This is a genomic window from Vibrio algarum (assembly GCF_028204155.1).
GTDB classification, from domain to species: domain Bacteria; phylum Pseudomonadota; class Gammaproteobacteria; order Enterobacterales; family Vibrionaceae; genus Vibrio; species Vibrio algarum.
Genome location: NZ_JAQLOI010000001.1, coordinates 2,935,330 through 2,950,333 on the forward strand (window position 1 = coordinate 2,935,330; position 15,004 = coordinate 2,950,333).

Annotated in this window: 14 protein-coding genes and 2 pseudogenes; 3 read left to right on the plus strand and 13 right to left on the minus strand. The window is 42.0% G+C overall.

The genetic code is table 11. From position 1 onward, the window contains the following. Positions 1 to 7 precede the first annotated feature (7 nt). On the minus strand, positions 8 to 772 hold the full coding sequence (pomA, locus tag PGX00_RS13665; RefSeq protein ID WP_272137306.1) for a flagellar motor protein PomA: 765 nt from the start codon (positions 770 to 772) through the stop codon (positions 8 to 10). A gap of 413 nt (positions 773 to 1,185) precedes the next feature. Between pomA and xseB the strand changes: the two genes are divergently transcribed. The 3 genes from xseB to dxs are packed head-to-tail and all read left to right on the plus strand — an operon-like array spanning position 1,186 to position 4,231. Beyond that, a complete protein-coding gene (xseB, locus tag PGX00_RS13670) occupies positions 1,186 to 1,437 on the plus strand; it encodes an exodeoxyribonuclease VII small subunit (protein ID WP_272137308.1) in 252 nt (83 codons plus the stop codon). A 3-nt stretch (positions 1,438 to 1,440) separates the two neighbouring features. Continuing rightward, positions 1,441 to 2,325, plus strand: a complete 885-nt coding sequence (gene ispA / locus PGX00_RS13675; RefSeq protein WP_272137310.1) for a (2E,6E)-farnesyl diphosphate synthase — start codon at positions 1,441 to 1,443, stop codon at positions 2,323 to 2,325. A gap of 22 nt (positions 2,326 to 2,347) precedes the next feature. Further along, complete coding sequence (gene dxs / locus PGX00_RS13680; protein ID WP_272137313.1) at positions 2,348 to 4,231, plus strand: 1-deoxy-D-xylulose-5-phosphate synthase; 1,884 nt, start codon at positions 2,348 to 2,350, stop codon at positions 4,229 to 4,231. 117 nt (positions 4,232 to 4,348) lie between these two features. Here dxs and pgpA read toward each other — a convergent pair whose 3' ends face one another. The 12 genes and pseudogenes from pgpA to frsA form a co-directional block, all read right to left on the minus strand. Further along, positions 4,349 to 4,852, minus strand: coding sequence for a phosphatidylglycerophosphatase A (gene pgpA, locus PGX00_RS13685; RefSeq protein ID WP_272137315.1), 504 nt, complete (start codon positions 4,850 to 4,852; stop codon positions 4,349 to 4,351). Further along, a pseudogene (gene thiL, locus PGX00_RS13690) lies at positions 4,849 to 5,822 on the minus strand (thiamine-phosphate kinase). The gene pgpA and the pseudogene thiL overlap by 4 nt, the downstream one beginning before the upstream one ends. A gap of 97 nt (positions 5,823 to 5,919) precedes the next feature. After that, entirely contained in the window at positions 5,920 to 6,387 is a 468-nt protein-coding gene (nusB, locus tag PGX00_RS13695) for a transcription antitermination factor NusB (protein ID WP_272137317.1), read from the minus strand. Beyond that, a complete protein-coding gene (gene ribH, locus PGX00_RS13700; protein ID WP_248334297.1) occupies positions 6,387 to 6,857 on the minus strand; it encodes a 6,7-dimethyl-8-ribityllumazine synthase in 471 nt (156 codons plus the stop codon). The genes nusB and ribH overlap by 1 nt, the downstream gene beginning before the upstream one ends. A 204-nt stretch (positions 6,858 to 7,061) precedes the next feature. Then, on the minus strand, positions 7,062 to 8,174 hold the full coding sequence (gene ribBA, locus PGX00_RS13705; RefSeq protein ID WP_272137321.1) for a bifunctional 3,4-dihydroxy-2-butanone-4-phosphate synthase/GTP cyclohydrolase II: 1,113 nt from the start codon (positions 8,172 to 8,174) through the stop codon (positions 7,062 to 7,064). Between the two features lie 38 nt (positions 8,175 to 8,212). Further along, positions 8,213 to 8,866: a riboflavin synthase gene (locus PGX00_RS13710; RefSeq protein WP_272137323.1), complete on the minus strand. Its 654-nt coding sequence runs from the start codon at positions 8,864 to 8,866 to the stop codon at positions 8,213 to 8,215. 6 nt (positions 8,867 to 8,872) lie between these two features. Next, positions 8,873 to 10,003, minus strand: coding sequence for a bifunctional diaminohydroxyphosphoribosylaminopyrimidine deaminase/5-amino-6-(5-phosphoribosylamino)uracil reductase RibD (ribD, locus tag PGX00_RS13715; RefSeq protein ID WP_272137326.1), 1,131 nt, complete (start codon positions 10,001 to 10,003; stop codon positions 8,873 to 8,875). Positions 10,004 to 10,023: 20 nt separating this feature from the next. Then, complete coding sequence (gene nrdR, locus PGX00_RS13720) at positions 10,024 to 10,473, minus strand: transcriptional regulator NrdR (RefSeq protein ID WP_272137358.1); 450 nt, start codon at positions 10,471 to 10,473, stop codon at positions 10,024 to 10,026. 161 nt (positions 10,474 to 10,634) lie between these two features. Beyond that, positions 10,635 to 11,885 carry a glutamate-5-semialdehyde dehydrogenase gene (locus PGX00_RS13725; RefSeq protein ID WP_272137360.1) on the minus strand — a complete coding sequence of 417 codons (1,251 nt, stop codon included), beginning with the start codon at positions 11,883 to 11,885 and terminating at the stop codon, positions 10,635 to 10,637. A gap of 58 nt (positions 11,886 to 11,943) precedes the next feature. Continuing rightward, positions 11,944 to 13,080: a glutamate 5-kinase gene (gene proB, locus PGX00_RS13730; protein WP_272137363.1), complete on the minus strand. Its 1,137-nt coding sequence runs from the start codon at positions 13,078 to 13,080 to the stop codon at positions 11,944 to 11,946. A gap of 139 nt (positions 13,081 to 13,219) precedes the next feature. Beyond that, positions 13,220 to 13,624: a sigma factor-binding protein Crl gene (crl, locus tag PGX00_RS13735; protein ID WP_272137365.1), complete on the minus strand. Its 405-nt coding sequence runs from the start codon at positions 13,622 to 13,624 to the stop codon at positions 13,220 to 13,222. Between the two features lie 95 nt (positions 13,625 to 13,719). Beyond that, positions 13,720 to 14,958 (minus strand): annotated as a pseudogene (gene frsA / locus PGX00_RS13740) (esterase FrsA). Between the last annotated feature and the right edge of the window lie 46 nt (positions 14,959 to 15,004).

Here is a 15,004-nt window from a genome sequence, read left to right on the forward strand (position 1 = left end):
CGCTCCCTTACTCATTATCGATATCAAGAACACGTTTTTTCTCATTAAGATAGTTCTTCAGGTAACTATCAATAACGCGAGGGTTTTGACCATCTTGAATAGCGAGAACACCATCCATAATTAGACGACGATTCAGTTTCTCTTGTTCACGGCGTAACGAAAGCTTATCTGCAATAGGGAAGAACACCATGTTGGCAAGTACAGCACCATATAACGTTGTTAATAGAGCAACCGCCATCGCAGGACCAATCGACTTTGGATCATCCATATTAGAAAGCATAGCAACCAAACCAACCAATGTACCAATCATACCCATCGCAGGTGCTACATCACCATAAGCACGGAATGCGTCACTACCTTGAACATGTCGCTCATCGGTTAACGCGATATCTTTTTGCATAGCGGCTCTCACCACTTCTGCATCGTGTCCATCAACAAGTAAATCAATACCTTTTTGCATAAAACTGCTGGTAATTTCCATCTCTTCTAGAGCAAGAAAACCACCTTTACGTGCGGCGTCGGCCATTTCAACAATTTTTGCAATCAGTTCTTCAGGATCATCCGTCTTAAACATGAATGCTTTACCAGCAATCTTAAAGGCGCTAAAAAACTGGCCCATGGTAAATTTCATTAAAACGACACAGGTCGAACCGCCGACAACGATCAAAATCGAAACCACATCGATAAACATGCCAATACTGCCACCAAGCACCATTGCCATTATTACGAAGGCGAATCCTCCGATCAGACCGATTAACGTTGCTAAATCCACTAAGCACCTCTTATGCTAAACTGTTCAATTCAATCAACATGGGATAGTCATACTATCGGCCACTAGCCGTAATATTTTAGTAATTTGTTTGAAAAACATAACTATTTGTAAAAATACAAACCGTTGTCAGGATAAGCCCTGCATAAGAAATTTCCAAGTAAGTCTTGTGATTTCAACAGGGAAACGCACAATTTAGTTTAGTTTTTCTTGCATGTATGTCCGTAATATCCCATTACTTAACACGACTTACCTTCAAATTCGACCTAAGCCAAACTGGGTATAGATTATAATTGCTAGACGAGAGATAATAATTGTTCTATTTGGGAAATTATCTGTCACTTGTGAGCATTCCAATTGACCATTAATCTACTCTAGAGTAAGTTTCGTCCACCCCAATAAAAGCAGATAAACTCATGGCCATAAAAAAACCTGAAAATATGACTTTCGAAGCAACTCTAGAAGAGCTTGATTCCATTGTAGAACAGCTTGAAAACGGAGATCTCGCTTTAGAAGACTCATTAAAACACTTTGAGCGCGGTATCTCTCTAGCGCGTGAAGGCCAAACGAAGCTCACTCAGGCAGAACAAAGAGTTTCTATTCTATTGGAAAAAGATGACACGTCCCCGCTATCCGATTTTCAAAATGAGCATTTAAGAGAAGAATAATCCATGCTGGCATCATTACCATTCTATCAAGAGCGCAATCAAGCTCAATTAGACTCGTGGCTAGACAAGCTAGACTACCAAGAACTACCGCTAGTCCAAGCAATGCGTTATGGCTTATTACTGGGTGGAAAAAGGGCAAGGCCATTTTTGGTCTATGTCACGGGAGAAATGCTAGGCTGCACTCTAGATGAACTCGATACCCCAGCTTCTGCAATAGAATGTATACATGCTTATTCTTTGATTCATGATGATCTTCCTGCTATGGATGATGACGAGCTTAGGCGCGGGCACCCAACCTGCCATATCGAATTCGATGAAGCGACAGCCATTCTCACTGGCGATTCACTACAAACGATGGCATTTAGTATCTTAGCTGAAGGACACCTTTCCGAATCAGGTGAAACTATGCGTGTATCAATGATACAAGCCTTGGCGAAAGCATCTGGTGCACAAGGTATGTGTGTTGGACAAGCTCTCGACCTCTACGCAGAAAACACAATTGTATCTTTAAACGAACTTGAAGCTATCCATAAAAACAAGACCGGTGCGCTTTTAAAATGTGCTATCCAGCTTGGTGCATTGGCAGCTGGAGACAAAGGGTATAAAATCCTCCCTCTATTAGATCGGTATGCGGATGCGATTGGGTTAGCTTTTCAGGTTCAAGACGATATATTAGATATCATCAGTGACACCGAAACTCTTGGAAAACCGCAAGGTTCAGACCAAGATTTAAATAAGGCGACCTATCCTTCTTTACTTGGGTTAGATGGCGCTCAGCACAAAGCTCAAACTCTTTTGCAAGAAGCACTTCATGCATTAGACGCAATCCCTTACAATACCCAGTTACTCGAAGAGTTCGCCCGATACGTTATCGAGCGCAAAAACTAACATTATAAGCGCTGAATATTTTATGACTCTTGATATTTCGAAATATCCTACATTAGTCCTTGCCGATACGCCTGAAGAGCTACGATCTCTTCCAAGAGACATATTGCCAAAACTTTGTGACGAATTACGTACTTATTTATTAAACTCTGTAAGCCAATCAAGTGGGCATTTAGCATCTGGTTTAGGCACAGTTGAACTAACTGTTGCGCTACATTATGTCTACAACACACCATTCGACCAACTGATTTGGGATGTTGGCCATCAAGCGTATCCTCATAAAATTTTGACTGGCCGCCGAGAACAACTGCCAACCATTCGTCAAAAAAATGGCCTGCACCCGTTTCCGTGGAGAGAAGAAAGCAAATACGACACGCTTTCAGTCGGACACTCTTCAACTTCCATTAGCGCGGCACTGGGCATGGCTATTTGTGCTGAAAAAGAAGGCAAAGAGAGAAAAGTTGTTAGTGTTATTGGTGATGGTGCCATTACCGCTGGCATGGCATTTGAAGCCATGAACCATGCAGGCGATATTCATTCAGATATGTTAGTGATTCTTAACGATAACGAAATGTCGATATCTGAAAACGTAGGTGCACTTAACAACCACCTAGCTCAAGTTTTATCAGGAAGCTTATACACCTCTATTAGAGAAGGAGGAAAGAAAGTACTTTCTGGAATGCCTCCAATTAAGGAGTTAGTAAGAAAAACAGAAGAACACCTTAAAGGCATGGTTGTACCTGGCACCATGTTTGAAGAACTAGGCTTTAATTATATAGGCCCTGTTGACGGACACGATGTCAGTGAGCTAGTGAAAACATTGAAGAACATGCGAGAGCTAAAAGGTCCGCAGTTCTTACATATAATGACGAAAAAAGGCAAAGGTTACGAGCCAGCTGAAAAAGATCCTATTGGCTATCATGGCGTACCAAAATTTGACCCGTCTAATACGAGCTTACCAAAAAGTAATGGTACTAAACCTAGCTTTTCTAAGATATTCGGTGACTTCCTCTGTGATATGGCAGAGCAAGATCCAAAACTCATGGCAATCACACCTGCAATGCGTGAGGGCTCTGGTATGGTTCGCTTTTCTAAAGAATATCCAGAACAATATTTTGATGTCGCCATTGCGGAACAGCACTCTATTACACTAGCAACAGGAATGGCCATTGCGGGCTATAACCCCATTGTTGCAATCTACTCAACGTTCTTACAACGTGGATACGATCAATTTATCCATGATGTCGCGATCATGAATCTGCCCGTTATGTTTGCAATCGATCGCGCGGGTATCGTTGGTGCAGATGGTCAAACCCACCAAGGTGCATTTGACCTTAGCTTTATGCGTTGTATCCCTAACCTAGTTATCATGGCGCCCAGTAATGAAAACGAATGTCGCCAAATGCTATACACCGGACATAAACACCAAGGTCCGAGCGCAGTGCGTTACCCAAGAGGTACTAGTATTGGCGCTAACCTTGAACACACCATGACAGCACTCGAAATTGGCAAAGGGCTTATTGTTCGTGAAAGCGAGGCGGCTCCTAGCAAGTTAAAAGTGGCGATTTTAAGCTTTGGTACCATGTTAGAAAGTGCGACTACCGCCGCAGAAAATATTGATGCTACCCTTGCTGACATGCGTTTTGTTAAGCCTTTAGATGAAGACCTCATCAAGGATTTAGCAAGCCGTCACGATATTCTCGTAACGGTTGAAGAAAATGCTATTGCCGGTGGTGCTGGCGCTGGTGTAATTGAATTTATGATGCAAGAAAAGCTAATCAAGCCTGTATTAAACATTGGTTTGCCTGACAAATTTATTGTTCAGGGAACACAAGAAGAGCTGCACGCAGAACTAGGCTTAGATGCAGCAGGTATCGAAGCGACAATTCGAGATTATATAGCGAAGTAATACCACATTAAGTAAATTAACGGATGGTAAATTCACCAGATTTTTATAGCATAAAAAAGCGAAGAGTACTTCACTCCTCGCTTTTTTGTTCATCATGTCATTCATCGCGCACAAACATTAAATCCAGCCAGCATACCGACCAATCAAGAACAATGCCACGCCAGCCATTACTCCAGCAACAACATCATCGATCATAATTCCTAATCCACCATGTACTCGTTTATCTAGCCAACCAATAGGCCAAGGTTTTACCATATCAAAGAAACGAAACAGTACAAAACCAGTGAGTAGCCACTTCCACTCAGTTGCGGGAAGGTTCATCATAGGCACTAAGCTCATAGTGATCCAAAAGCCTGCAAATTCATCCCATACGATAGAGCCATGGTCATGAACACCCATGTCATCTGATGTGATTTGACATATTTTTACGCCTACAAAACAAGAGGCAACAACGAGGATAAGATAAATAGGTAACGGAAACTGGACCAAAACAAAATAAAGCGGAATAGACGCTAGTGTTCCCATGGTTCCGGGAATAATAGGAGATAAACCACTACCAAAACCGGTTGCTAGCAAATGCCAAGGATTCGCCAATGAAATGTTATCTAATGGGTTACTCATTCTTCGTCCTTAAAATGGTCATATCCATCCAGTTTCCAGTCGACTGTTTTTCCGTCTCTTACAAGCTCAAACGTCCCCTCAGGTCGAATCTGACCTATGCAGGTTACCTTGGTTCCTATATGAGCCAGAGCGCTCTCTATGCCACCATTGTGTTCTTCTGGTACGGTAAAACAGAGTTCGTACTCCTCTCCACTCGTCAAAGCAAGTTTCTGCGCTTTCTCTCTGTCATCACAAAAACCAAGCAATTCATTTGAAAGTGGAAGCGCGCTAATATCTATGGCGGCACCAACCTTAGAGCACTTAAGTATATGCTGAACATCCGAGATCAGGCCATCAGAGATATCAATACAACTAGAGGCAATATTAATTAACGCTTGTCCCGCTAAAATTCTCGGTGTGGCAATATAGTGGCGACGCTCAAGTTTTTCGGCATAAGGCTTAGTTCGCTCTTCATTACCTAGAATAATTTCAAGCCCCGCTTTGCTATCACCTAATTCCCCCGTCACATAAAGCCAGTCACCAGATTGCGCACCATCACGGCGAAGCACTTTATCCTCGGGTATAAATCCCTGTACCGTTAAAGTGATGCTTAAAGGCCCTTTTGTCGTATCACCACCGATAAGTTGAACACCAAAATAGTCCGCAAGTTCAAAGAAAGCATCACAAAAAGGAGCCAACCATGACTCGTCTTGCTCTGGCAGAGTCAAGGCAAGCGAAACCCAGGCTGGTGTTGCTCCCATAGCTGCTAAATCACTAAGATTAGAAGCCAATGCTTTATGTGCCACCCATGCAGGATCTGCATCGGCCAGAAAGTGTGTACCAGCCACTAAAGTATCTGTGCTTATAGCAATACGGACATTATCTGGAGAGCGCACAACGGCACAGTCATCTCCGAGCGAGATTTGAACATCTTTGCGTTGACTTTGACGATTGGAAAAAATTTCTCGATTAAACTAAATTCACCGGACATTTATAATGACTCTCGATTCTATAGCCTGAACTTATAATTCTAGGTACCCATATAACAAAAAAGGCCAGCAATGCCGACCTTTTTATCTATACAATTTTTACTTTTTACGTACGTGCGGTGCGGCTTTATCTAGCACACCGTTGACAAATTTATGACTGTCTTCGGCTGCAAATACTTTCGCCAACTCAATGGCTTCATTGATGACCACTTTATAGGGTACATCTTCGCGTCGAGTCATTTCGTACATAGCAAGACGTAAAAGCGCTAACTCCATCATATCCAGATCTTGCATTGGACGAGATAGGTAAGGGCGAAGTTTGCTATCTAACTTAATGTGGTCTTGTACAACACCTGACAATAGGTCACGAAAGTAAGCAACGTCTGTTTCTGGCGCAACTAATGCAGGTTCTGCAGCATGATGCTCTTCTTCATCATACTTACCACCAGATAAAAATTGTTCTTCAATTGTGGCAACATTATCTTTCGATATTTGCCAAGAATATATTGCTTGTAAAGCAAATTGACGTGCATTACGACGTGCGGCTGGTTTCACACTTGCCCCCATTAGGAATCGATTTCTGAAAGAACGTTGATCATCTCAAGTGCGCTTAGTGCAGCCTCTGCACCTTTATTACCAGCCTTGGTTCCTGCGCGCTCGATAGCTTGATCGATGGTATCTACGGTTAACACACCGAATGCGACAGGAAGGCTGAACTCTAGAGAAACTTGTGCCAGACCCTTGTTACATTCACTACAAACATAATCGAAATGGGGTGTACCACCACGAATCACCGTACCCAAAGATACGATAGCATCAAATTTACCCGTTTTAGCTACACGTTGTGCAACGAGAGGTAATTCAACAGCACCAGGACAACGGACAACAGTAATGTTATCTTCTGATACTTGCCCGTGACGCTTTAAAGTATCGATAGCACCAGAAAGTAAACTTTCATTAATAAAGCTATTAAAACGAGAAATCACAATAGCAATTTTTGCATTTGGAGCTGGGAAACCGCCCTCGATCACTTTCATAAGCCTTCCTTCAACTATATTCATCCAGTGAGAATCGCCGGATTCTAGCACAATTTTGTGAGCAATATCTATACCCAAAATAATTGAAGTTGCTACAAAGCCGTAAACAAATGACTCACCATGAACTTAGATAGACCAAGTGTTAAAAATGATTGAGTGCTGTTGGCGTTGCTGCAACTTCCGGTATAGCTGATAAATAGAATATTATTCCGTTACGTACTCAACGACTTCCAAACCAAACCCACCTAATGCGTGGTAACGTTTATCGCTAGAAGATAACAGTTTCATTTTATTTACGCCCATGTCAGAAAGGATCTGAGACCCAACACCAACACGTCTAGAAGTACCTTGTTTTTTGGCCATTGTAGGCGCTTCGCCTTTATCTTGTTGCTCAAACATTTTTACACGGTGAATAAGCAAATCTGCAGACTCTTCATGACCTAAAATGACTAAAATACCCCCTTCTTCTCCGATACGTTTCATTGCCATATCCAACGTCCAACTGCGATCTGCATTTCTATTTGAACGAAGTAAATCAGTAAACACATCGTTTAAGTGTACGCGAACCAAACAAGGCTCATCAGCAACGACGTCACCTTTACGAAGAGCATAGTGAATTTCGTTATCGATCGTGTCACGGTAAGTAACCAAATCAAAGTCACCAAATTCAGTTGGAAGCTTGCACTCAGCAACACGCTCGATGGTCGTTTCTGTATTATTACGATATTCAATTAGATCCGCGATGGTGCCCACTTTTATATCGTGTTTTTCTGAAAATACTTCCAAATCCGGACGACGAGCCATACTGCCATCTTCATTTAGGATTTCGACAATAACAGATGATGGTTCAAGACCAGCTAAACGCGCTAGATCACAGCCAGCTTCCGTATGACCAGCACGAGTAAGTACACCACCATCTTGAGCTGTTAAGGGAAAGATATGTCCCGGCTGAACAAGATCGGCCGCTTTTGCATCTTTTGCGACTGCCGCAAGAACAGTGACTGCGCGGTCTGATGCTGAAATACCAGTAGTTACGCCTTCAGCCGCTTCAATAGAAACAGTGAAATTTGTCGTATATTGAGCGTTGTTATCTTGAACCATTGGCGCAAGACCAAGGTTGACGCATCGATCCTTTGTCATGGTTAGACATATAAGGCCACGGCCATGTGTCGCCATAAAGTTGATAGCTTCAGGTGTGATATGCTCAGCTGCCATAATAATGTCGCCTTCATTCTCACGATCCTCATCATCCATAAGAATGACCATTTTTCCTAAACGAATATCTTCAATAATTTCTGTTGGCGTACTAATTGGCATTGTCGTCGTCCTATCTTTTCTCAGTGCACAAAATAGATTTAAGCAAACCCATTTTGTTGTAAAAAATCCATTGTAATTTTAGATTCAGGTTGCTGTTCTGAACTTCCCTGAAGTAAGCGTTCCATATATCTTGCTAATACATCTACTTCTAAGTTAACTTTTCTGCCTACTTGAAAATGATCCATTGTCGTCTCTTCTGAAGTATGAGGGACAATCGTCAATTTAAAGGCATTTTTTCTCAGTTCATTCACCGTCAAGCTAATTCCATCAACGGTAATCGAGCCTTTATATGCAACGTACTTGGTTATATCTATAGGCATGTCGACCCAAAACTCAATCGCCCTGCCAACCTGATTACGTTCAACAATCGTACCTACACCATCCACATGACCAGATACAATATGTCCACCAAAGCGTGTTGTAGGAAGCATCGCTTTTTCCAGGTTTACTTTATCTCCAACTTTATATTGGGTGAAACCTGTCAGATTCAAGGTTTCCAACGAAAGATCAGCGGTATAACTGTGAGGTCCAAAAGCAACAACCGTTAGACACACACCGTTGGTTGCAATACTGTCACCGAGTTTAACGTCGGACATATCCAATTTACCGCTATCAACAGTAATAGATATATCTTCGCCCTTCGCAGTAATAGCCGTCAACTTTCCTACTGCCTCTATAATTCCTGTAAACATGACTTTTTAACTTTCCTGTTTTACCGTTGCGACAACTCGTATATCAGACCCGACCATACGAATATCTTTAATCTCTAAATCGATAACTTGATCCATACTCTCTAAACCTAGCAGATTAACCAGTCCACGCCCGTCAGTTCCCATTAATTTAGGAGCCAAATAGATAATGAGCTCATCGACTAAATTCTGTTTTAAAAAACTCGCCGCTAAGGTTGCTCCAGCTTCTACCCAAATATGGTTTATCTGCTGTTGTTTATTGAGCTGTTCAAGTACTTCATCAAGGCAAAGCTGTCCCTCTTTATCCAGAGAGACAGAAATATGAGATTGGGTTGAGCTAGCCTCTATGGCCGAATCCGATATCGTAATTATTTCGCCATCGGATTGAAATAATTTAAGGTTATTTGTGAGCACTAAATTTTTATCTAGTATCGCTCTTTTAGGTTGTCGAAGGTTGATTTTAGGGTATTGATTCTGGATTGAAGAAGGTAAATCATTCCAGCGCACATTTAGTGAGGCATTATCATCAATCACGGTTTTACTTGTGGACAATACAGCGCCTGCTTTGGCTCTGAATGATTGAACATCCTTTCGAGCTTCGGGCGAAGTTATCCATTGGCTAACCCCGTTTTTAAGTGCTGTTTTACCATCTAAACTCGCAGCGAGTTTCAATTGTACAAACGGCATTCCTGTTTTCATCTGCTTAATAAAACCAGGATTAAGCGCTTCAGAGTCACTCTCAAGTAATCCTACCTGAACCTCAATACCCGCTTCTTGCAGTATTTTAATACCCCTTCCGGCTACCTGCGGGTTTGGATCTTGCATTGCACAGATAACTTTTCCGACCTTTGCCTTCACCAGTGCTTCTGCGCAGGGTGGAGTACGTCCAAAATGAGAACACGGTTCTAAAGTCACGTAAGCCGTTGCACCTTGCGCTTTTTCTTGAGCCTCTCTTAAGGCAAATACTTCAGCGTGAGGCTCACCAGCTCGGTAATGAAAACCTTCACCAACTACTTTTGCATCACGTACAATGACACACCCAACATTAGGATTAGGCGCCGTTGTATATAAACCTTTTTTAGCTAGTTCGATGGCCCGCGCCATCATTTGATAATCAAATGCAGTAAAAGATGGCTTCATACTAAACTCTTGCTTAGACATTAGTCTTCTAGCTTGGCAATTTCTTCACCAAACTCTCTAATATCTTCAAAACTTCTATATACCGAAGCAAAACGAATGTAAGCCACTTTATCTAACTCTCTAAGCTGATCCATCACCAAGTTACCAATCATTTTACTTGGCACTTCACGCTCACCTGTGGCTCGAAGTTTCGATTTTATATTACTGATTGCAAGCTCTATAGAGTCAGCACTAACCGGGCGTTTCTCTAAAGCTCGTTGGATGCCGCCAACCATTTTGTCCTCATTGTATGGTTCGCGATTACCATTTGATTTTATTACCTTTGGCATCACTAATTCAGCACTCTCAAACGTGGTAAATCGTTCTTTACAGGCTAAACACTGACGACGGCGACGAACCTGATGACCGTCGGCCACCAACCTAGAGTCGATCACTTTTGTGTCATTCTCAGAACAAAACGGGCAATGCATACTACCTCCAGATTTAGTTAAACTATTAATTAGTCCACTAGTTTAACGGAATTAAAAAATAGTGGCGAGTGAAACAAAAGGAGGCTCTGTGATAGAGCCCCCTTTTACACATGTACTGTTCTAAAGGTGTTTACACTCTTAGAACACAAAATAAAGGCTCACTACGGACGAGCCAAATAATTCGCTTTACCGACCCATTTATAGCTGGTCAGTTCTTCTAGTCCCATCGGTCCCCTAGCGTGTAACTTTTGAGTCGATACTGCCACCTCAGCTCCAAGCCCAAATTGTGCACCATCAGTAAATCGAGTTGACGCATTTACATATACCGCAGCAGAGCCAACCGAGTTAATAAATAACTCGGCACTTTCAATACTATTCGTCATGATCGCATCAGAGTGACTCGCATTATGAATACGCATGTGTTCAACTGCTTCACGAACATCATCAACCACTTTGACACCTAGCGTGAAGGCTAACCACTCGGTATCAAAATCACCTTCTTGAACGTCTCTCAAATCCTTAGCATTGGATAAATGACATTTTGCTTTTTCCTCGGCTACAAGAGCAACCTTGCCATTAAGTTTATTGGCAAGCATTGGTAAAAAGTCTTTTGCCACTTTTTCGTGGACCAATAAGGTATCTAAAGAATTACACGCAGAAGGCCTTTGTACTTTGGCATTTTCAACCACTAACAGAGATTTTTCTAAATCCGCACTCTCATCAACAAAGATATGACTAATACCAAAGCCTCCAATAATTACTGGTATTGTGCTGTTCTCTTTACACATTTTGTGCAATCCAGCACCACCTCTTGGAATAATCATATCCACATAATCATCAAGCTTTAGCAGCTGAGAAACCAATTCACGATCTGGCTTTTCAATATATTGAACGGATGCTGCCGGTAATTCGGCCTTCTCTAGTGCTAACTGGATAACTTTAACCAGCTCCATGTTTGAATAGAAAGTCTCTTTACCACCACGTAGGATGCTGGCATTACCTGTTTTAAGACACAGGGCCGCTATATCAATCGTTACATTTGGACGCGCTTCATAAATAACCCCAACTACTCCGAGCGGTACACGACGGCGTGACAGAGACATACCATTCTCTAATACCTTACTATCGATCTCACTACCCACAGGATCATTTAAACCAATTACGTTTCTGACGTCATTCGCTATGCCCTTTAATCGCATTTCATTGAGCAAAAGACGATCGAGTAACGCTTCTGTCAATCCAGCCTCACGACCTTTGTCGATATCTTTCGCATTTGCAGCAAGAATAGTGTCAGAATTTGCTTCTAGCTCATCAGCAATAATGGCGAGCGCTCTGTTTTTTTGCGCTGTAGGGGCAGTCGCAAGATGAAAAGCAGCGTCTTTGGCTGCTTGTCCCATTTTAATTAGTTCCACGTCTCTTCCTTATTTCTAAACTCTAAATACCCTGTACTGGGGATAAAAAATTGGCGAATTACTCTTTTATAACGACAAGATCGTCACGATGAATCACTTCTGATCCATACTCATAGCCTAAAATCGCATTGATATCTTTGCTATGTTTGCCAATTATTTTGATCAAATCTTTATTGGAATAACTAACAATACCTTTTGCCACAAGCTGGCCCGTACTGTTCTTAACCCTTGCAACTTCGCCACGAGCAAACTGCCCGGTAACCTTAATTATTCCTTTACCTAACAGGCTACTGCCTCTTTCAACTACCGCTTTCACTGCTCCATCATCAATAACAATGTCACCGGATGCGGTTGGGCCAGCAAGAATCCAACGCTTTCGATTCTCTAACGCTTCTGGCAAGGCAACAAATTTAGTACCATGCGGCTCATTGCTGATAGACGTTGCTACGACGTTATCCGCACTACCTGCTGCAATAATAACTTCAATACCCGCTCTTCTGGCAATATCTGCAGCCTGTAACTTAGTGGCCATTCCACCTGTTCCGAGTGTTGTTCCACTACCACCTGCTATTTTGCGCAGCGTTTCATCTATAGTGGTTACTTCCCGTATTAATTTAGCATCGGGATTTTTCCTTGGATCTGCAGTAAATAAACCGGGTTGATCGGTTAGCAGTAATAACTTATCTGCACCACACAAAATCCCTACAAGCGCCGAAAGATTATCATTATCGCCGACTTTTATTTCAGAGGTCGCGACAGCATCATTTTCATTCACAATGGGGATAATATCATGGTCAATGAGTGCATTAATTGTGTCACGGGCATTAAGGAAGCGCTCACGGTCATCGAGATCAGCTCGAGTAAGCAACATCTGTCCGATTTTTAAGCCATAAATAGCAAACAACGACTCCCAAACCTGAATCAATTGGCTTTGACCTACCGCCGCAAGCATCTGCTTACTCGCCATTGAGTTGGGAAGTGCGGGGTAACCTAAATGCTCACGACCTGCAGCAATGGCTCCCGAAGAAACCATTACAACTGAATGCCCTTGCTGTTTAAGTTGAGCACATTGGCGAACCAGCTCAACCATATGAGCTTTATCTAATTCCAAGGTACCACCAGTGAGTACACTGGTCCCAAGCTTTACTACCACCGTTTTAGGTTGTAATGCTTTTCCGCTCTGTTGAATTGTCATTTGCCTTACTACATAAATTTTGAATTCGAAAAGATGTTTTAACAATCCATCCTAAATAGCACAAGCAGAAAAGGCGCATAAATGCGCCTTTTTGATAATATTTACTTTGAAAATGCTTTTTTATCTCAAAAAAGGCAAATCAGACGAATTCTTCAGACTCGTCATGGAGGGTAAACTCTAGTGCAAAACGCTCTTCGAGCACTTTACTCAGTTTCTTCAAAAACTCTTCTTGAGTTCTGGCGACTTCTACCTTGAATTTCTTTGGTACGCTCACCGTTTGCCAATTACCTTCTGTGTCATATTTTCCGACTTGAAACTTAGCGACAAAACCATTTACAACTTCCTCTTCTCTAGAAGAGTCTAGTTCCATCCACCATCCCCAAAACTCACGTAATTCCGGGGATTTTTTGTCATCAACACAGACAGAAAGACAATCGAATAAATACTTGCCATCTTGTGACTCAGACTCTCTAAGATAAGGCCCTATTGCTCGTAATGCCGTTATCAATCGGAAATGAGTTGGGCTAACCACCTTGTTCGCCATACGATACTCCATATCGATATAATTATTGTTTTGATTTTCTTATGCCAAATGTTGCGCAACACTTCTATGCTATACATAAAACAATGAAACTGCTATCAAATTAACTCATCTTCGAGCCATTTGATCGCTAAATCGAGCGCTTGCTCATACCCAACGGACAATGACTTCGATGAAATTTTCTTAGATTTTCCATAATGACTGAAAAGTGCGGCAAGTCTATTATCGGAATACGGCGACACTGGGTCACCTTCCAAAGATAATGCTAAGACCGGTACTTTTGTACGCTTACTGGTTAAAAAGCCTTGGACTTTAAGTGACCACGCCATCATTTGCCCCGACAAACTATGTACATCGACAGCATTTTTTCCTAAGCGTGACGCAAGCACATCTAAATACATCTTAGGCATGTTCTTCACTTTGTCAGGTGAAGAAAAAATATCGTGGAGTGGTGCCCCCATTACAACGCATGCTTTAACCTTATCGGGCTCTATAAATGCCAACCTCAACATTGCATTTCCACCAAAACGATAACCCAATAAACCAACATTATGGTGATCTACCCAAGGTAAGTTAGGAAGTTCATTCAAAACAGCACGATGTAATTTGCAAGAATCTTCAGTTAACTGCCAATGGTTACTTGTACCAATAGCTGGCATATCAATTGTCAGCATCCCTATTCCCATGGGAGCTAGGTAGTCTTTAAATACACGCCAAAGGTCGGTTTTTAAACTATCCAGACCGGAGCTAACCATCACCACAGGTTGAGGTTTATCTGTATTAGGGAGGTGCAGGTTTGCCTGTATTTTTTTCCTGAAAAGGCACTTCAAACTGGCGAGTGACGTATTGACTCGTCTTCATTGCTTCATCATGCGCCGAATTTGCTAACACTTGAGCTTGAATCGCTAAGCTATCTCCTTTGAGATGAGGATAACCGGCAATACTGTAGCAAAGGCTAGCATAGAAAAACTCATCCGACGCTTGCTCTCCTTCTAACGTAGCAGCAAGTTTCTGATGGCGCATTCCAAGCTGTGTCCATTCATAAGCCCAGTTACCCGAACGAAAACCAATCACGGTATCTAACCATTGATCTTCTGTTCTTGAGTGCTTAGAAGATGCGATCTTGGCCAACACTTCCTCTTGCTCGATGGGATCTATCCCCTGCCATATCCATTGATAGCGGCGAATATTACGATACCACGCGTAATTGTCTTGTTTTTCTTCTCTTCGAGAAACTTAACACTACTCGGCATATAATTAATCAAGCTAGAGGTTTCTTTCGCTTGTTTGTGTTTTTTGAAAAGCGTTTCGGATAAGTTTTGATTACTGTCAGACATGGTCACTACTGTGTTAGGCCGCAATTATTTACATCATATAAAAAAA

Coding starts and splice junctions, on each gene's coding strand:
- xseB (WP_272137308.1), top strand. CDS start 1,186: ATGGCCATAAAAAAACCTGAAAATATGACTTTCGAAGCAACTCTAGAA.
- ispA (WP_272137310.1), top strand. CDS start 1,441: ATGCTGGCATCATTACCATTCTATCAAGAGCGCAATCAAGCTCAATTA.
- dxs (WP_272137313.1), top strand. CDS start 2,348: ATGACTCTTGATATTTCGAAATATCCTACATTAGTCCTTGCCGATACG.
- pgpA (WP_272137315.1), bottom strand. CDS start 4,852: ATGAGTAACCCATTAGATAACATTTCATTGGCGAATCCTTGGCATTTG.
- nusB (WP_272137317.1), bottom strand. CDS start 6,387: ATGGGGGCAAGTGTGAAACCAGCCGCACGTCGTAATGCACGTCAATTT.
- ribH (WP_248334297.1), bottom strand. CDS start 6,857: ATGAAAGTGATCGAGGGCGGTTTCCCAGCTCCAAATGCAAAAATTGCT.
- ribBA (WP_272137321.1), bottom strand. CDS start 8,174: ATGCCAATTAGTACGCCAACAGAAATTATTGAAGATATTCGTTTAGGA.
- PGX00_RS13710 (WP_272137323.1), bottom strand. CDS start 8,866: ATGTTTACAGGAATTATAGAGGCAGTAGGAAAGTTGACGGCTATTACT.
- ribD (WP_272137326.1), bottom strand. CDS start 10,003: ATGAAGCCATCTTTTACTGCATTTGATTATCAAATGATGGCGCGGGCC.
- nrdR (WP_272137358.1), bottom strand. CDS start 10,473: ATGCATTGCCCGTTTTGTTCTGAGAATGACACAAAAGTGATCGACTCT.
- proB (WP_272137363.1), bottom strand. CDS start 13,080: ATGACAATTCAACAGAGCGGAAAAGCATTACAACCTAAAACGGTGGTA.
- crl (WP_272137365.1), bottom strand. CDS start 13,624: ATGGCGAACAAGGTGGTTAGCCCAACTCATTTCCGATTGATAACGGCA.